The 15782-nt window shown below is 70.2% G+C and carries 17 protein-coding genes; 9 read left to right on the top strand and 8 right to left on the bottom strand.

From position 1 onward, the window contains the following. Positions 1-22 precede the first annotated feature (22 nt). Genes ACWC09_RS32215 through ACWC09_RS32205 form a run of 3 tightly spaced genes read left to right on the top strand, consistent with a single transcriptional unit; the run spans position 23 to position 2497 of the window. Entirely contained in the window at positions 23-1099 is a 1077-nt protein-coding gene (locus tag ACWC09_RS32215; RefSeq protein ID WP_450854448.1) for an amidohydrolase family protein, read from the top strand. Next, entirely contained in the window at positions 1096-1494 is a 399-nt protein-coding gene (locus tag ACWC09_RS32210) for a metal-sulfur cluster assembly factor (RefSeq protein WP_450854447.1), read from the top strand. The genes ACWC09_RS32215 and ACWC09_RS32210 overlap by 4 nt, the downstream gene beginning before the upstream one ends. Continuing rightward, positions 1484-2497: an alpha/beta hydrolase fold domain-containing protein gene (locus tag ACWC09_RS32205; protein WP_450854446.1), complete on the top strand. Its 1014-nt coding sequence runs from the start codon at positions 1484-1486 to the stop codon at positions 2495-2497. Before ACWC09_RS32210 ends, ACWC09_RS32205 begins: the two co-directional genes overlap by 11 nt. Positions 2498-2748: 251 nt before the next feature. On the opposite strand, the gene ACWC09_RS32200 is transcribed toward ACWC09_RS32205, so the two are convergent. From ACWC09_RS32200 to ACWC09_RS32190, 3 genes are read right to left on the bottom strand one after another with little or no spacing between them, the layout of a single operon-like run. Next, positions 2749-3411, bottom strand: coding sequence for a 3-oxoacid CoA-transferase subunit B (locus tag ACWC09_RS32200; RefSeq protein WP_450854445.1), 663 nt, complete (start codon positions 3409-3411; stop codon positions 2749-2751). Further along, positions 3408-4103: a 3-oxoacid CoA-transferase subunit A gene (locus tag ACWC09_RS32195; protein WP_450854444.1), complete on the bottom strand. Its 696-nt coding sequence runs from the start codon at positions 4101-4103 to the stop codon at positions 3408-3410. Before ACWC09_RS32195 ends, ACWC09_RS32200 begins: the two co-directional genes overlap by 4 nt. Continuing rightward, the gene (locus tag ACWC09_RS32190; protein ID WP_450854443.1) at positions 4100-5305 is read right to left on the bottom strand and encodes a thiolase family protein; all 1206 of its coding nucleotides are present in this window, start codon (positions 5303-5305) and stop codon (positions 4100-4102) included. Before ACWC09_RS32190 ends, ACWC09_RS32195 begins: the two co-directional genes overlap by 4 nt. A 71-nt stretch (positions 5306-5376) precedes the next feature. Between ACWC09_RS32190 and ACWC09_RS32185 the strand changes: the two genes are divergently transcribed. Further along, on the top strand, positions 5377-6258 hold the full coding sequence (locus tag ACWC09_RS32185) for a LysR substrate-binding domain-containing protein (RefSeq protein WP_450854442.1): 882 nt from the start codon (positions 5377-5379) through the stop codon (positions 6256-6258). Positions 6259-6658: 400 nt separating this feature from the next. Here ACWC09_RS32185 and ACWC09_RS32180 read toward each other — a convergent pair whose 3' ends face one another. From ACWC09_RS32180 to ACWC09_RS32170, 3 genes are all read right to left on the bottom strand, one after another. Then, positions 6659-7684, bottom strand: coding sequence for an SMP-30/gluconolactonase/LRE family protein (locus ACWC09_RS32180; protein ID WP_450854441.1), 1026 nt, complete (start codon positions 7682-7684; stop codon positions 6659-6661). Between the two features lie 97 nt (positions 7685-7781). Further along, positions 7782-8222: a DUF6069 family protein gene (locus ACWC09_RS32175; protein ID WP_450854440.1), complete on the bottom strand. Its 441-nt coding sequence runs from the start codon at positions 8220-8222 to the stop codon at positions 7782-7784. A 49-nt stretch (positions 8223-8271) separates the two neighbouring features. Beyond that, positions 8272-8880 carry an NAD(P)-dependent oxidoreductase gene (locus tag ACWC09_RS32170; protein WP_450854439.1) on the bottom strand — a complete coding sequence of 203 codons (609 nt, stop codon included), beginning with the start codon at positions 8878-8880 and terminating at the stop codon, positions 8272-8274. A gap of 147 nt (positions 8881-9027) precedes the next feature. Here ACWC09_RS32170 and ACWC09_RS32165 point away from each other — a divergent pair, with 147 nt between their 5' ends. Beyond that, complete coding sequence (locus ACWC09_RS32165) at positions 9028-9522, top strand: MarR family winged helix-turn-helix transcriptional regulator (RefSeq protein WP_450854438.1); 495 nt, start codon at positions 9028-9030, stop codon at positions 9520-9522. Between the two features lie 517 nt (positions 9523-10039). Here the strand turns inward: ACWC09_RS32165 and ACWC09_RS32160 are convergent. Together ACWC09_RS32160 and ACWC09_RS32155 are read right to left on the bottom strand one after the other, a co-directional pair. Then, on the bottom strand, positions 10040-10462 hold the full coding sequence (locus tag ACWC09_RS32160) for a GlcG/HbpS family heme-binding protein (protein ID WP_055635237.1): 423 nt from the start codon (positions 10460-10462) through the stop codon (positions 10040-10042). Positions 10463-10589: 127 nt separating this feature from the next. Next, a complete protein-coding gene (locus tag ACWC09_RS32155) occupies positions 10590-11345 on the bottom strand; it encodes a TetR/AcrR family transcriptional regulator (RefSeq protein ID WP_450854437.1) in 756 nt (251 codons plus the stop codon). Positions 11346-11450: 105 nt separating this feature from the next. Here ACWC09_RS32155 and ACWC09_RS32150 point away from each other — a divergent pair, with 105 nt between their 5' ends. From ACWC09_RS32150 to ACWC09_RS32135, 4 genes are all read left to right on the top strand, one after another. Next, positions 11451-12740 carry a Rieske 2Fe-2S domain-containing protein gene (locus ACWC09_RS32150; RefSeq protein WP_450854436.1) on the top strand — a complete coding sequence of 430 codons (1290 nt, stop codon included), beginning with the start codon at positions 11451-11453 and terminating at the stop codon, positions 12738-12740. Between the two features lie 9 nt (positions 12741-12749). Further along, a complete protein-coding gene (locus ACWC09_RS32145) occupies positions 12750-13712 on the top strand; it encodes a PDR/VanB family oxidoreductase (protein WP_450854435.1) in 963 nt (320 codons plus the stop codon). Beyond that, entirely contained in the window at positions 13709-14116 is a 408-nt protein-coding gene (locus tag ACWC09_RS32140; protein WP_450854434.1) for a nuclear transport factor 2 family protein, read from the top strand. Before ACWC09_RS32145 ends, ACWC09_RS32140 begins: the two co-directional genes overlap by 4 nt. Before the next feature lie 142 nt (positions 14117-14258). Next, a complete protein-coding gene (locus tag ACWC09_RS32135; protein WP_450854433.1) occupies positions 14259-15749 on the top strand; it encodes an aldehyde dehydrogenase in 1491 nt (496 codons plus the stop codon). Positions 15750-15782: the final 33 nt, after the last annotated feature.

The following is a 15782-nucleotide window of genomic DNA, read 5'->3' as shown; positions in this document are numbered from 1 at the left end:
GTGACACCAAAGGAGAACGACCATGATCGAGGACTTCCTCGTCGTCGAGGGCGTGGCCCACAACTACAACTTCCGGCCCGAGAACTGCGTCAACCCGCACATCGGAGCGGCCATCGGCGAGCACCTCTACGGCCTGCACAAGCGGGTCAGCGGCCCCGAATACACCCTCGAACGCTCCACCTACATGCAGGGCGCGGGCGCGGACATCATCGGCCGGGCCCTGCTCGCGGAGAGCCAGACCGACGTGATCGCATACCACGAAACGCCCATCTACGGCCACTTCCGGGACGGGGGCTCGGCACTGGGCTTCGGCCTTGAGATGCGCGAGAAGTGGCCGGAGCGCGTGCTGATCTACGGCGCGGTGTCCCCGCTGCGCCCCGGCGCCCTGGACCGGGTGGACGAGCTGGTGGAGAGGCACCGGGTCAACGCCCTCAAGCTCTATCCGATCGACGTCGTCGAGGGCCGGGTGACCGCGCTGGACATGGGTGACCCCGAGATCTGCTTCCCGCTGTTGGAGCGGGCACGGCAGCACGGTCTGAAGGTCGTGGCCATCCACAAGGCCCTCCCGGTCGGCCCCGGGCCGACCTCCGCCCTCGGGATGAGCGACGTGGAAGCCGCCGCGCTGGCCTTCCCCGACCTCACCTTCGAAGTCGTCCACGGCGGCATGGCCTTCGTCGAGGAGACGGCCCTTCAGCTGGAGTCCTTCCGCAACATATGGGTCAACCTGGAGGCCACGTCGTTCATGGCGGTCTACGCGCCCCGCCGCTTCGCCCAGGCAATGGGTGCCTTCCTCCAGGCCGGCGCCGCCGAGCGGATCATCTGGGCGACCGGCTGCGACGCCGTCCACCCCCGGCCGGCGATCGAGGCGTTCTGGAACTTCGAGATGCCCCGTGACCTGATCGAGGAGTACGGGCTGCCCGAGCTCACCAAGGAGATCAAAGCCGACATCCTCGGCCGCAACTTCCTGCGGATGCACGGCATCGACGAGAAGGACCTCCGCGAGCGCATCCGAGGCGACGAGTTCGACACCACCGAACTCCAGGAGCCGTGGGGCGGACGCGTCGCCCCGGTCGACGACGCTTTGGCCGGTGCCCGATGACGGTCACGGAAACCCAGGTCCGCGCGACGCTCAACGAGATCCTCGATCCGTGCAGCATCACCGCGGGAGTCCCCGCCGGACTCGACGACATGGGACTCGTCGGTGACGTTCGCGTACAGGACGACGGCGCCGGCGGTCAGCGCATCGCGGTCACCGTCGGCGTGACCGAGCCGAGCTGCGTGCTCATCGGCTCGTTCGCGACCGAGGCCCAGGTCCGGCTCACGGCTCTGCCCGGTGTCTCCGCGGTGGACGTGCGGCTGGCGGACGACTTCGACTGGACCCCGGACAGGCTCGCACCGCACTACCGGCAACGGCTCGACGAACACCGTGAACACAAGCGTCGTGCCCTCCCCCTCCTCGCCATGACCAGGACAGGACCAGCCGTTGACCAGTGAGACCTCACAGCAGCCGCACACCTTCGACCCGACGGCCGTGGCGGCGAACAACGCGGCGGTCATGGGCCGCTTCATGGAAGGGCTCAGCCGGGCACCGCTCCCGCCCGAGAGGGTCGACCCGACGTCCGTCCGGGTGGTACGCGACATCGCCTACGGCGCGGCACCGGGCGCGGACCTGCGGATGGATCTGTACCTGCCGACGTCGTCCGCGTCGGCCCCCACCCCCGTGATCGTATGGCTGCCGGGTGGCGGCTGGCGGCATCAACGCCGGGGCTACGGGCCCCGCTTGACCCGGCTCTTCGCCGAACGCGGATACGCCATGGCGGACATCGAATACCGCTCCTCCGAGGTCGCCGTCTGGCCCGCGCAACTGCACGATGTACAGGCCGCGTTGGACCACCTGCACGACCTCGCGGACACCCACGGCCTGGACCCGGCGTCGATCGGCCTGTGGGGCAGCTCGTCCGGCGCGCACCTCGCACTGCTCACGGCCTTCGCCACCGACGCCGACGGTTCCCCCGCGGTGCCCGGCGTACGCGCGGTGGTGGCGGGCTATCCCCCGACCGACCTGCTCCGGCTCAATGAGGACGCGCTGCCCGGTGGAATGCTGGGCGTGGATCCCTCCGATCCGGCGTGGGGCCTGCTGGACGGCCCGCCGTCGGACCGGGCCGCCGCCGCGGTCGAGGCCAGCCCGGCCCGGCAGGCCCACCCGCGGGTGCCGCCCGTGCTGCTCCTGCACGGCGACGCCGACCTGCTCATCGGCCCGGCCCAGAGCCGCCGCCTCCACGACACCCTGGTCGCCGCGGGCGCCGAGTCCCATCTGCTGCTGGTGCGCGGCGCCGACCATGGCCTCCTCAACACCGGCGCCTGGGAACTGAACCCCATGACGGCCACGGTGCGGTCCTCACACTTCCCGGACGCCGTGGGCTCCGTGCGGCTGACCCCCCAGCTGATCGAGCGCTTCTTCGACCGCCACCTGCGAACGGACCCCTGGAACACCTGACCCACCACGGCGCCACGACGACATCGGCCGCGCTCCGCTGCCACCCCCGTGACTCACCTCCGGCTCACGGCATCGTGCGCCTCATCGTCACACCAGGTGTCTCGTGCCGACGCGCTGTCCGGTTGCCGCTCGGCGTTGTCCACCACCTTTCGCGCTGTTCAGCGGCCGGGAGAGCGAGGCCGGTCGGCCAGCCAGATGGTCGCCTTCCGCCGGAACCCGGCACAGTCCGGGCGGTGCGGCAAGGAAGCGGTCTACGACAGTTGGATGCCGAGTCGTTCCGCGAGTTCGTGGGCGCTGACGCCGTACGTCTCCCGGATCCGTACGCCGTCGGAACCGACGTCGAAGACGCCGTGGTCGGTGTAGACGCGGCTGACGCAGCCGACGCCGGTGAGCGGGTAGGTGCACCGCTCCACGAGCTTCGGCTCACCGGAGCGGGTGAAGAGCGTCATCATCACGTAGACGTCCTTGGCGCCGATGGCGAGGTCCATGGCGCCCCCGACGGCGGGGATGTCCTCGGGTCTGCCGGTGGTCCAGTTGGCGAGGTCGCCGTCGAAGGCGACCTGGTAGGCCCCCAGGACGCAGACATCGAGGTGCCCGCCGCGCATCATCGCGAAGGAGTCGGCGTGGTGGAAGTACGCCGCCCCGGGCAGCTCGGTCACCGGGACCTTGCCGGCATTGGTCAGGTCGGGGTCGACCGCATCGCCCTCGGCCTTCGGCCCCATGTTGAGCATGCCGTTCTCGGTGTGCAGCACCACCCCGGAGCCGGCCGGCAGATGGTCGGCGATCTTGGTGGGCTGCCCGATGCCGAGGTTGACGAAGGAACCGGCCGGGATGTCACGTGCGATGACGGCGGCCAGTTCATCCATCGAGAGCCGGTGGTCGGCGCGCACCTGATCGCTTCGCGTGATGGTCATCGTGCCCCCTGCACGGTGTAGTGACGGGCCTCGACCTGGACGATCCGGTCGACATAGATGGACGGGGTGACGACGGCCTCTGGGTCGAGTTTGCCGGGCTCGACGACCTCGTCGACCTGGACGATGGTCGTCGTGGCGGCCGTGGCCATGACCGGTCCGAAGTTGCGGGCGGTCTTGCGGTAGACGAGGTTGCCCAGCGCGTCCGCGATGTGCGCACCGATCAGCGCGTAGTCGCCCTTGATGGGGTACTCCAGCAGGTACTTCCGGCCGTCGATCTCCCGCTCCTCCTTCCCCTCGGCCAGCGGTGTGCCGACCGCGGTCGGGCAGTAGAAGGCGCCGATGCCGGCACCGGCCGCGCGCATCCGCTCGGCGAGGTTGCCCTGCGGCACGACTTCGAGTTCGATCTTCCCCTCGCGGTAGAGGCCGTCGAAGACCCAGGAGTCGGCCTGGCGCGGAAAGGAGCACAGCACCTTGCGCACCCGGCCGGCGGCCAGCAGCGCGGCCAGCCCGACATCGCCATTGCCGGCGTTGTTGGACACGATCGTGAGGTCCTTCGCGCCCTGCCGAATGAGCGCGTCGATCAGGTCGAACGGCATCCCGGCCAGGCCGAAGCCGCCGACGAGGATCGTGGAGCCGTCCTCGATCCCGGCGACGGCGGCGTCGGTGCTTTCGAGGATCTCCGCCCGGCTCATCGCTCCGACCCCGTGACCGCGCAGTTCTCGAGTACGACGGCCAGGCCCTGGCCGACCCCGATACAGATCGCGGCGACGCCGTAGCGCTGCCTGGTCTCGCGCAGCGCCTTGGCCAGCGTGGCGAGGACCCGGCCGCCCGAGGCGCCCAGCGGATGTCCGATCGCGATGGCGCCGCCCTTTTGGTTGACGATGCCCGGGTCGACCTTCCACGCGTCGACGCAGGCCAGCGACTGCACGGCGAAGGCCTCGTTGAGCTCGACCGCGCCCACCTGGTCCCAGCCGATCCCGGCCCGGGCCAGCGCACGGTTCGCGGCCTCGACCGGGGCGTAGCCGAAGGCCTGCGGTTCCAGCGCCATCACACCGCGGCCCGCGACACGGGCGATCGGGTCGGTTCCGATCACGGCCGCGGCCTTCTCGCTGCCCAACAGCACCGCGGAGGCACCGTCGTTGAGCGGGCTGGCGTTGCCCGCCGTGATGGTGCCGCCCTGCTCCGCCGTACGGAAGACCGGCCGCAGCCCGGCCAGGACCTCCGGCGTGGATCCGGCCCGGATGCCCTCGTCGCGGGCCAGGTCGACGCCCTCGACCGGTACCACCAGGTCGTCGTAGAAGCCCGACTCCCATGCCTGGTGCGCGAGTTGGTGGGAGCGGGCGGCGAACTCGTCCTGCCGCTTGCGGGAGATGCCGAAGCGCTCGCGGAGCTGCTCGTTGGCCTCGCCGAGGCTGACCGTCCACTCCTTCGGCATCCGCGAGTTGACCAGCCGCCAGCCGAGCGTGGTTGAGACCGCCGTGACATCGCCGGCCGGGAACGGCTTCGCCAACTTCGGCAGCACCCACGGCGCGCGCGTCATCGACTCCACGCCACCGGTCAGCACCACCTCGGCGTCGCCGGACTCGATCGTGCGGCTCGCCGTCATCGCCGCGTCGAGGCTCGACCCGCACAGCCGGTTGACCGTGGTGCCGGGCACGCTCACCGGAAGACCGGCGAGCAGCGCCGCCATGCGGCCGACGTTGCGGTTGTCCTCACCGGCGCCGTTCGCGTTGCCCCACACCACGTCGTCGATCGCGGCGCGGTCGAGGTCCGGAACCCGGGCGAGCGTCGAGGTGATCGCGGCGGCGGCGAGGTCGTCGGGGCGCACCCCGGCCAGCGCGCCGTTGAAGCGGCCGAACGGCGTGCGTGACGCGGCGTAGATGAAAGCACTCATGGCAGCGACGCTAATGCCGGGTCGCGATATTCTGAAGTACGTATATCCGAGCCGATTGATATGGACGACATATGGATCTGCGCCACCTGCGGTACTTCGTGGCGGTGGCCGAGGAGCGCCACTTCGGTCGCGCCGCCGAGCGGCTCCACATGGCCCAGCCACCGCTCTCCCAGCAGATCCGTCAGCTCGAAACCGAGCTCGGCGTACAGCTGCTCCACCGCACCACACGCCGCGTCGACCTCACCGAGGCCGGCCGGGCCTACCTCGAGCGGGCGCGCGCGATCCTCGCCGACGTCGACGAGGCCGCCCACCACGCACGGCTCGTCGCCGCCGGCTCGGTGGGCCACCTCGCGCTCGGATGCGTGGGCTCGGCGACGTACAGCCTCCTGCCCGCGCTCTCGCGGCGGCTCACGGAGGAGCTTCCCGGCGTCGACTTCTCCTTCCGCGGCGAGATGCTCGCGCCCGACCAGGTCGAGGCGCTGCGCACCGGCGCGATCGACGTCGCCCTGCTGCGCCCTGTGGCCGCCGACCTCTCCCTCACCGTGCGCACCCTGCGCCGGGACCGGCTCGTCGTCGCCGTACCCGCCGACCACCCCCTGGCCCGCCGCAAACGGCTGCGGGCGGCGGACCTGGCCGGTGCCGACCTGATCGTGCACTCCGCCGACCGCCGGTCGGTGATGTACGACGTGGTGCTGGGCCTGCTGCGCGACGCCGGTGTCGAGCCGCGCATCCGCCACGAGGTCGGCGAGACCTCGACGCTGGTCACGCTCGTGGCCGGCGGCCTCGGCGTCGCGGTCGTGCCCGAACCCGTAACCGCGCTGGCGCTCGACGGCGTCACCTACCTGCCGCTGGCCGGCGCCGACGCCCGCGTGGAGCTGGCCGTCGCCCACCGCGCGGACCGCTCCGAGCCGCACCTGGCGCGCACCGTGGGGATCATCCAGACGATGTTCTGAGACGTCCACCGACGCCGGACAAGGCCCCGCACTTGGCGCGACAACCTCGCCTGGCAACGTCGGGTGATGCAGTGGGCCCGGTGGGCGCCGGCCTGCGGAGCTGCCACCCCAACGGCTGTCCCTCCCCCTGGGCTCGGCCTTTACGGAAACTCATCCTGACCGAGAAGTCGCCGTGGCCGGTGCGCGCCGCGGTCTCGTCGGGCAGCGCGAAGAGTCTGGCCCGGATCGACGCCTGCGGGGTCAGCCAGCCGCTGAAGGAGCGGTCGGGTAGAGCTGCACGAGCACCATCTTCGATCGGATCCCGGTCACTTCCGGCCGCTCAGTGTGATCATTCGATTCGGCTGCACCTGGTTGCCGGAATCCGCGGCAGGCACTGCTGCCGGTCCCGGCGGCGGCAGGTTCAGGAGGCCGGGCCGCAGTTCAGTACGGCGGGGTTGATCGTTCCGCGCTGCACCTTCGCGTCGTGGGGCTCGGCGAAGCCGGCGTTGGTGATGTAGAGCCGGTTTCCGCGTACCGCGACGGAGGTGGGTGAAGCGAGGCCGTCCGAGGCGGTCAGGACGGTCTCGGTGGCCCCGTCGGGGTGGACCACCGCGACCTGGTTGAGGCCGTTCTGCGCGGCGAACACCACGTCGGTGCGGTCGTTGAGAAAGTTGAAGTCGTCGACGCTGGTGAGGCCGCTGGCCACGGTGCGGATCCGGCCCGGGGCTCCGGTGGCGGTGACGGGGATCCGCAGCAGGGTGCCCTGCGCGCTGTTGGAGACCCAGACGGCGCCTCTGTGGAAGCGGAGCCCGTTCGCGCCGAACGGGACGGACGGGTCGGCCGCGAGGGCGGGGTCGGTCAGCCAGGCGGTCGCCTTTCCGCCTGAGGCCGGGACGGCCCAGACGGTGCCTTTGTTGCTGTCGGCCACGTACAGGGTGCGCTCGGCGCGGTCGAGGGCCAGGCCGTTGGGGAGTCCGTCGGTGGGCAGAGCGGCGACGCGGCGAGGGGCGCCGCCCGGGGGCAGCTTCCATACGCCGGCCCGGGAGGCGTCATCAGAGACCACGTTGTAATAGATGGTGCCGTCGCGGTCGCGCGCGATGCCGCTGAATGCGTCGCCCTGCTGCCCGGCCACGATCACCGTGCTGCGCCCGGACGGGTCGATCCGCAACAGTGCCGGGCTCTCGCCCGCCGCAGTGTGCCCGCCCAGCGTGGAGACGGTCAGCGAATTGTCCGGGTTGACAGTGACGTTCTCCGGGGAGTCGCCGGCGGTGAAGTCCAATGCGGCGAGAGTTCTCACGTCGGCGACGACCGGCTTGGAGGACTCCTGTTGTGTCGCTGCGGATGCGTACGGCGCCGAGGCGAGGACGGCCGCCACGGCGATAGACGCCGCAAGTCCGGACCGCTTCTTCAGGAGGGTTGCTGTGGGGACCGCTACGGAGATTTCCATGGGGGCTTCGCACTCTTCTCGAGAGGGCGCAGATGTGCCTGCGCGGGAAGTGGGACATGAAGGAGGGCCGGGGCAGTCGCCCCGGCGTGTTGCGTGGTCAGTCCTGCGTGGCGGGGAGGGGCAGGAGTCGCCGGTAAGCAGGAACGGCGATGGCGGCGACGACGACGTGCATGACCATCAAGGCGATGACGGCACCCCAGCTGGTGCCGGGCCGGCTGTCGGAGATGCCGACCATGATGTCCGGGATCAGGCTGACGATCAGGATGACGGGCACGAGGGTGCGCAGCAGCCGGGCCGGGTGTGCCGAGCGTGCGCGGATGATCGCCCAGGCGGCAGCGGCGGCCAGAGCGCCGAAAACGGTGAGGGGGGCGTAGGCGGAGAGTTGGAGGGGCTGGAAGTCGTCCGAGGCGCCGGCGGCGTGGGCTATCGCGGCGACGATGGCGTTGACGGCGACGGCGACGGCAGCGGTGCCGATCAGACCGCCGGTGACGACGAGGCCGCCGGGGTGGGCCGGGCGGGTGGCGAGCTGGTGGCTCATGGTGATTCTCCGGATCGGGTGGGGAGGGGACGGGGGCAACGGAGTCGGGTCAGCCGGCGATGACGACAGAGCGACGGCTGGTGGTCGTGTCGGTGAGCGCGGTGAGCATCCAGGCGGCGACGTCGGCGCGGCTGATGGTGTCCCCCATGCGCAAGGTGGCCGACCCGGGCAGCAGCTTGGTGACACCTGTGGCGGGGCCGTTGGTGAGGCGGACGGCGTGGACGAGGGTGTAGTCGAGGTCACTGGCGCGCAGCGCGTCCTCGGCGGCCGCCTTGTCCTTGACCATGGCGGCCATGGCCGTGCTGGACATGAGCTTGGCGGGCGCGCTCAGGCGCTCGCGCAGCACGGCGAAGGAGGAAAGCTCCACGAACCGGGTGACGCCGGTGGTGATGGCACCGGATATGACGGCCTGCGTGGCGTCGGTGATGACGGTTCCGCCGGTGGCGCCGAGCGTGCTGATCACCGCGCCGACGCCCGACATGGCCTGCGTGACGTCACCGGCGTCGGTGGCCTGCCCGGCAACCACGTCGAGGCCGGGCCGGGCATCCAGCTTCTGGGGTGAGCGAACGAGCGCGCGCACGGTGTGGCCCGCGGCCAGGGCCTGGTCGACGACGAGGCGCCCGGTGGCACCGGTGGCACCGAGTACAAGCAGCTTCACGGGAGGACTCCTCAAGGCTTCGATGCTGCACGGAACCCCGGGCAGTGACTTCAAGCGTTAACTCAAAACTAGCGACAATGACTTCAAGCTTCAAGTGAAGGCGAGGTGGATTCACTTCAAGAATGAAGCGTCGGTACATTGGAGGGCATGACGAACACCCCCGCTGACGAGGCGCCCCGCTGGCTTGACGAGGAGGAGCGCCGGGCCTGGCTCGGCCTGGTCGGCATCATGCGGAGGCTGGAACACGCGCTCGACACGCAACTGCGCGACGAAGGGCTGACGCACTTCGAGTACGGGGTGATGGCGGCGCTGTCGGAGTCGTCGCAGCGGGAACTGCGCATGAGCGCCCTCGCCGCGTACGCCGAGGGCTCACTCTCCCGTCTTTCCCAGGTCGTGGCCCGCCTCGAACGCAAGGGGTACATCCACCGCCGCCCTGATCCGGCCGACGGCCGCTACACCCTGGCCACCCTGACCGACGAAGGATACGAGAAGATCGTCGACGCCGCTCCCGGCCACGTCGCAGAAGTGCGCCGCCTGGTGTTCGACCCGTTGACCAAGGCGCAGGTCAAGCAGCTCTCCCACATCGGCCGGCGCATCCTGCGCGCCATCGACCCCGACAACAGCGACGGCGACCGCGACTGAGCCCCTACACCGGCCGGGCGCCCACCCGTGGGCTCAGGGCGCGCGCCGTCTCCCCGACGCCGGCGCGCGCCCCGGAGCGAACACACAGACAGGCTGGCTCGTACGGTCGGCTGCCGCCGCTTCTCGCTACAGCCGCTTCTCGCGAATATCGAACCTCCCCGGCAACGGCGCCGTCCTACGAGATGAACAGCCACGGAAGGCGCGCGGCCGCGGGGCCGGCGTCGCATCAGAGTCCAGACAGGCGATCCGCAACCGGCTCTGACCAGAAGCGACGGAGAGCCGATTCCGCTTGCGACAAGCGCGAGTCGTGATCGCCACCGCGTCCGGCCTCGGCATGCGTCCGACACACACGCTTCGGCCGCGAACTCCAGCCCACCCTTCCGCGCGAGCAGCGTCGTCATCGCATCGACCCGGGTCGACGTCCCGGGAGCGCCGGTCGCGCGACGCGAGGTCGCGACGACGGCAGCGACGCTCAGCCCAGCCGCCGCACCGACCAGGGGCAGGCCCAGGCAACGACCTACGCGACGATCTTCGCGACGGAATCGCGAGCCTGCTGCGCGATGCGGTCGTCAGTGACGTCATCAGCCCCGCCCACGCCGATCGCGCCGATGACCTCCCCGTCGGCCGTCACGATCGGCACACCGCCGGCGACCGGCAGAAGGTTGGCATCGACCAGGTGGGGAGGTGCCACCTGCATCTGCGGGGACGCGGCGAAGGCCGCGAACTTGGCCGTGGGAACACCACTCACTGCCGAGGTGTAGGCCTTGCGTCGCGCGGTCTCCACGCCAAGGAGGCCAACGCCGTCGTCGCTGAGGAGGACCTTCGTGACGCCACTTCGGTTGACCACGACAGCACACACCTTGTGCCCGTCGGCCCTTCCCGCTTCGAGAGCGGCAAGTGCGGCGCCGTGCGCGATCTCGTAGCTGAGCGGCTCTCGCATGGAGCGGGTCCTTCCCTCGTCGGGCAAACGGTCAACCGGCCGTCTTCGTGAGTCGGGCCGGTGTGCCGCCGCCCGATGTGAACATGAAGATAGAATCACATTCACATCGGGAGATCTACCGCCGGACTCACTGCGGCGCAGCGCCGAGCAGGTACAGACAGACGGCGTTGATCAATTCGTCGGTGAGTTGACGCCACGTCAGCGGCCGCTCGGACTCGAAGCGTTCACCGTGCAGCACGCGGTTCATGCACGCTGCGTACACCAGACGGAAGGCGACATCCAGGCGCAGCTCAGGCTCCGGCGCGCCGATCATCGGCACAACCGGCTCCAGGAATGTCCGGAAGACCCGGCCGGCATCGACGCTGGCCTCGGACCCCACTTGAGCCACTCCGGGATCAGTGGTGCCCGCGGTGATGAAGACACGCATCAGACGCGCGTGCGCCTCGAACGTCTCGGTGAGTCCGGCGACCGCCGAGGCGACCAGGGTGGCCGGATCGGTGCGCAGCGGAGCGAACCGGCGAATGATGTCGGCGCGGAACTGGTCGATCATGGCGTGCTGCAGGCCCGCGATCAGACGGTCCTTGCCACCGAAACGCCGATAGACACTGCCCACGGAGACGCCCGCCCGAGAGGCGACGGCCGCGATGGTGAGCGCTTCGGTGCCGCCCTCCTCGAGAAGGGCCGTGCCCGCTTCCAGGATCCGCTGCTGGGTCCGCCGACTGCGCGCCTGCTGTGGCTGCGGCAGATCGAGCGACGGTTCGGTAGTCACCCGCCCACCGTATACGGAGCCGACATCCGCCCCGACAGCTCCGCGACCCGTGATCAAGGCGGCACCGGAACTGCCCCTTGACGCCTCGCCACGCAAAATGCGAATGTGAATCAACTTATCAGTTTGAGGGTCTCACAGGACGGTGCCCTCGCAGGTGATCCCCCCACAGCCCTGCACGGGCCACCGCCTGTGCCCCCGAGCCGCACGGGAGACAGCGCGATGACCACCACATCAGAGATCGACACCGGCACGGCCTACGGCCGCCCGAAGCCCTCGTACAACGCCCGCCTGCGCGAAGTCGGGCCCGGTACGCCCATGGGCGAGGCACTGCGCCGCTACTGGCACCCCATCGCCAGCTCGGAGACGCTCGTTGCCGGTGCCCAGCCGCAGAAGACCCGCGTGCTGGGCGAGGACCTGGTCGTATTCCGGGACGGGCAGGGCAACCCCGGTGCCGTGATCGAGCGCTGCACACACCGCGGCGCCAGCCTCTTCTACGGGCGCGTCGAGGACGACGGCATCCGCTGCTGCTACCACGGCTGGAAGTTCGACGTCCAGGGCCGCTGCATCGAGCAGGCGTGCGAGCCGGGCCTGGGACGCAGGCGCGACGCCGCCCGTCAGCCGTGGTACCCCGTCGCGGAGCGCTACGGCCTGGTCTTCGTCTACATGGGCCCGCCCGAGCTCAAGCCCGAACTCCCCCGCTACGACGCGCTGGAGAGCCCCGCGGAAGACGAGAAGTACTTCGCCAGCTGGCCGGTCCCGCACGCCGCGGTCCTCGGCATGCCGACGGACTTCAGCTGGCTCAACATCTACGAGAACTCCGCCGACCCGACGCACGTCACCTGGCTCCACTCCACCCACAGCGGGTACCAGATGCTGGGCACCGGCACCTTCGGCTACCCCGAGAACTTCTTCGACCCGGCCACCATCGCCGAGCGCCTGACCTACGAACGCACCGACCACGGTCTGAAGTACACCCAGCGATTCGCGATGGAGGGCGAGGACGGCGAGGTCACCGAGTACGGCTTCGCGGTCGATCAACACCTGCCCAACGTCTTCGGCCTGCCGGACTACGTGAAGCCCACGCCCGACGGGCGGGCAGACCAGTTGCTGTGGGTCGTGCCCTCCGACGACACCAGCCACCGGCTCTTCTTCTCGATCCGCACGAACGATCCCGAACGCATGGTCCGCTTCGTGATCGGCATCACGCAGAACGGGAAACAGAACCACGAACTGACCGACGAGGAGCGCCAGAGGTTCCCCGGTGACGCGGAGGCCCAGGGCTCGCAGGGAGCGATCACCCTGGACTCCGAGGAGACCCTGGCCACCGGAGACCGCGGCGTCGTCATGCTGCGTCGCATGCTTCTCGCGATGGCCGACGACGTCGAGGCCGGGCGCGACCCGATCAACATCGTCCGCGACGCGTCGGAGGTCCACCGCGTCGAGACCGGCCTCTTCACCCTCGGCAGGCGCCCGGCGGGCGACGACGCCGCGGCCGCCGCCGGCGTCTGAGCCAGAACCATGAGCAACGAGTGGTTCGACACCATCGTGGTCGCCCGGCGCGACGCGACCGCCCGGATCGTGGTGCTCGACCTGGTCAGTCGCGACGCCGCCGAGCTCCCGGAGTTCGCCGCCGGCGCCCATGTCGACGTCCTCGTGGACCGTGCCACCGGGCTGGTCCGCCAGTACTCCCTGTGCGGGCCGCCGCAGGACCGCACCCGCTACCGGCTGGCCGTGTTGGCCGAGGCGGCGTCGCGCGGCGGCTCGCTGGGGATGCACCGGCTCCGTGAGGGCGACAGGCTGCGGATCTCGCGTCCGCGCAACAGGTTCGGGGTCTCGGACGAGGCACGTCGCCATCTGCTGGTGGCGGGCGGCATCGGCGTGACTCCCCTGCTGGCGATGGCGCACGCACTCGAAGCCAGGGGCGCGGAGTACGAATTGCACTACTGCGCCCGGAGCCGGGCGGATTCGGCGTTCGTCGAGGAGCTGGAGAACAACCCCCGCGTGCGACTCCATTTCGACGACGGCCCGGACGACCAGCGCTTCAGCGTCGCCGGCGACATCGGCCCGCCCGACCCCGAGGCGGCGATCTACGTCTGCGGTCCCGGGGGCTTCATGGACTTCGTGATCTCCTCCGCACGCGGAGCGGGATGGCCCGCCGAAGCGATCCACAAGGAGCGCTTCGCACCCGCGGAGGACACCGCCGCGCACACGGCCGGCGGGACCTTCACTGTGCGGCTCGCCAAGTCCGGGCACGAGTACGAGATCAAGGACGGCGAGAGCGTCCTCGACGTCCTGCTCGCGGCCGGCGTCGACGCCCCCTACTCCTGCCAACAGGGAATCTGCGGCGAGTGCATCGTGCGCGTGCTCGCCGGAGAACCCGACCACCGCGACGACATCCTGACCGACCGTGAGCGCGCCGACGGCATGTTCACCACGTGCTCCTCGCGAGCACACTCATCGATTCTGGAGCTGGACCTATGACGACAACCACATCCACCGCAACCACCGGGACCATCGAGGCGATCGAGCAGGCAGAGGCCGCGTGGCTCGCGGCTCTCACCGAGGGCGAAGAAGCGATCGCCTCTCTCATGCTGGAGGACAGCCGGGCCGTCCACGGCCCCGTCGGAAAGATCGACGACGGCAGGACCTTCGCCCATTTCACCTGGACCCGCCGCCGCCACGTCTTCGCCAAGGCCGAGGAGCTCAGCATCACGGTGCGTGGCACCACGGCGATCACCACGTGTCTCCAGGAGATGCACATCGTCTTCGACGAGAGCCTCCCGCCGTTTCCGGTCCAGGAGACGGTGACGCGCGTCTGGGAGGAGACCTCGGAGGGCTGGCGCCTGGCGCACCTGCACCAGTCCAAGCGGATGCCGCCGGTCTGAGTCCCGGGAAGGCCGACCGGCTCACCCTCACTCCGCTGTTCGATGAACGGACATGTGGCTTCAGCGCGGGCCGTCGGCCCCAGAGAGTTCAACACGAAGAGTTCGCGCGGCGATCGCCGCTGTTGTAAAGGTGAGGCAACACATGTCAGCCACTGAGACCGAGGCACCCACGTCCGGTGCGGTCCGGACCAGCGATCTCCTCATCGCGGGCGAGCACGTCGCGGCCAGGGGCGGCCGCTATTTCGAGACGACCGAGGCCCTGACCGGTGAACCGATCGCGAGGGTCGCGGCGGCCTCCGTCGAGGACGTCAACCTCGCGGTGGACGCGGCGGCGGCCGCCCTTCCGGAGTGGTCGAGCCTCCCGCCGGCCGCACGCCGGTCGGTTCTGGAGCGTGCGGCCGTCCTGCTCGGCGAGCGCACCGACGAGATCGTGGCCACGATGAGCCGCGAGATGGGTGCCACTCTCCCCTGGTGCGGCTTCAACGTGCATGTCGCGAAGGGCATGTTCGTCGAGGCGGCCGCCCAGGCGTACGCGGCCGTCGGCGAGGTCATCCCGTCGGACGTGCCCGGCCTCACCGCCCTCGGGGTACGTCAGCCGGTCGGCGTCGTCGTCGGCATCGCACCATGGAACGCACCGCTGATCCTCGGTGTACGCGCCATCGTGTGGCCGCTGGTGTGGGGCAACACCGTGGTCCTGAAGTCCTCCGAGCAGACGCCGCTCACCCAGGCCGCCATCGTGCAGGTGCTGCACGATGCCGGCGTGCCCGCCGGAGCGGTCAACCTCATCAGCAACGCGCCCCAGGACGGTCCGAGCGTCGTCGAGGCGCTGATCGCCCACCCGGCCGTGACGCGCGTGAACTTCACCGGATCCAGCAGGGTCGGCCGCATCATCGGCGAGCTCGGCGGTCGCCACCTGACCCGTGTGGTCCTCGAGCTCGGTGGCAAGGCGCCCTTTGTGGTGCTTCCCGACGCGGATCTGGAGGAGGCCGCCGCCGCGGCCGGCTTCGGTGCCTTCATGAACCAGGGCGAGATCTGTATGTCGACCGAGCGCGTCATCGTGGACAGGACTGTCGCCGACGAGCTCTCCTCCCGTCTGGCCGAGCGTGCCGCCAAGCTGGTCGTCGGGCCGCCGAGCGATCCCGCCTCACAGATCGGTCCGCTGGTCCACATCGCCGCCCGCGACCACGTGGTCGCGTTGATCGAGGACGCCCGCGCCAAGGGTGCGCAGGTCCTGGCCGGTGGCACGGCCGACGGCCTGTTCGTGCGGCCCACCGTGCTGCGCGGAGTCACTCCGGACATGCGCGTCTACAGCGAGGAGTCCTTCGGACCGGTGGTCTCGATCATCGAGGTGGACTCGACCGACGAGGCCGTCGCGGTCGCCAACGACACCGAGTACGGGCTCTCCGCCGCGGTCTTCGGCAAGGACGCGGCCGCCGCGCTCGACGTGGCCCGCCGGATCAGGTCCGGCATCTGCCACATCAACGGCGCCACCGTGCACGACGAACCCCAGATGCCCTTCGGCGGTGTCGGCGCCAGCGGCTGGGGCCGGTTCGGATCCCGCGCCGCGCTGGAGGAGTTCACCGAGTTGCGCTGGATCACCATCCAGTCGGGATCCCGCCACTACCCCATCTGAGGATGCGACGAGGTCGTACGGCGCACGTGACAC

It is taken from the genome of Streptomyces sp. NPDC001617 (assembly GCF_053596855.1).
The sequence above is the reverse complement of the archived record's forward strand: the minus strand, read 5'-3'. Positions and strand labels throughout refer to the sequence as shown.

What these genes read in the sequence shown, in the direction of transcription:
- ACWC09_RS32215 (WP_450854448.1), top strand. Translation starts at nt 23, where the DNA reads ATGATCGAGGACTTCCTCGTCGTCGAGGGCGTGGCCCACAACTACAAC.
- ACWC09_RS32210 (WP_450854447.1), top strand. Translation starts at nt 1,096, where the DNA reads ATGACGGTCACGGAAACCCAGGTCCGCGCGACGCTCAACGAGATCCTC.
- ACWC09_RS32200 (WP_450854445.1), bottom strand. Translation starts at nt 3,411, where the DNA reads ATGACCATCACGCGAAGCGATCAGGTGCGCGCCGACCACCGGCTCTCG.
- ACWC09_RS32195 (WP_450854444.1), bottom strand. Translation starts at nt 4,103, where the DNA reads ATGAGCCGGGCGGAGATCCTCGAAAGCACCGACGCCGCCGTCGCCGGG.
- ACWC09_RS32190 (WP_450854443.1), bottom strand. Translation starts at nt 5,305, where the DNA reads ATGAGTGCTTTCATCTACGCCGCGTCACGCACGCCGTTCGGCCGCTTC.
- ACWC09_RS32185 (WP_450854442.1), top strand. Translation starts at nt 5,377, where the DNA reads ATGGATCTGCGCCACCTGCGGTACTTCGTGGCGGTGGCCGAGGAGCGC.
- ACWC09_RS32180 (WP_450854441.1), bottom strand. Translation starts at nt 7,684, where the DNA reads ATGGAAATCTCCGTAGCGGTCCCCACAGCAACCCTCCTGAAGAAGCGG.
- ACWC09_RS32175 (WP_450854440.1), bottom strand. Translation starts at nt 8,222, where the DNA reads ATGAGCCACCAGCTCGCCACCCGCCCGGCCCACCCCGGCGGCCTCGTC.
- ACWC09_RS32165 (WP_450854438.1), top strand. Translation starts at nt 9,028, where the DNA reads ATGACGAACACCCCCGCTGACGAGGCGCCCCGCTGGCTTGACGAGGAG.
- ACWC09_RS32160 (WP_055635237.1), bottom strand. Translation starts at nt 10,462, where the DNA reads ATGCGAGAGCCGCTCAGCTACGAGATCGCGCACGGCGCCGCACTTGCC.
- ACWC09_RS32150 (WP_450854436.1), top strand. Translation starts at nt 11,451, where the DNA reads ATGACCACCACATCAGAGATCGACACCGGCACGGCCTACGGCCGCCCG.
- ACWC09_RS32145 (WP_450854435.1), top strand. Translation starts at nt 12,750, where the DNA reads ATGAGCAACGAGTGGTTCGACACCATCGTGGTCGCCCGGCGCGACGCG.
- ACWC09_RS32140 (WP_450854434.1), top strand. Translation starts at nt 13,709, where the DNA reads ATGACGACAACCACATCCACCGCAACCACCGGGACCATCGAGGCGATC.
- ACWC09_RS32135 (WP_450854433.1), top strand. Translation starts at nt 14,259, where the DNA reads ATGTCAGCCACTGAGACCGAGGCACCCACGTCCGGTGCGGTCCGGACC.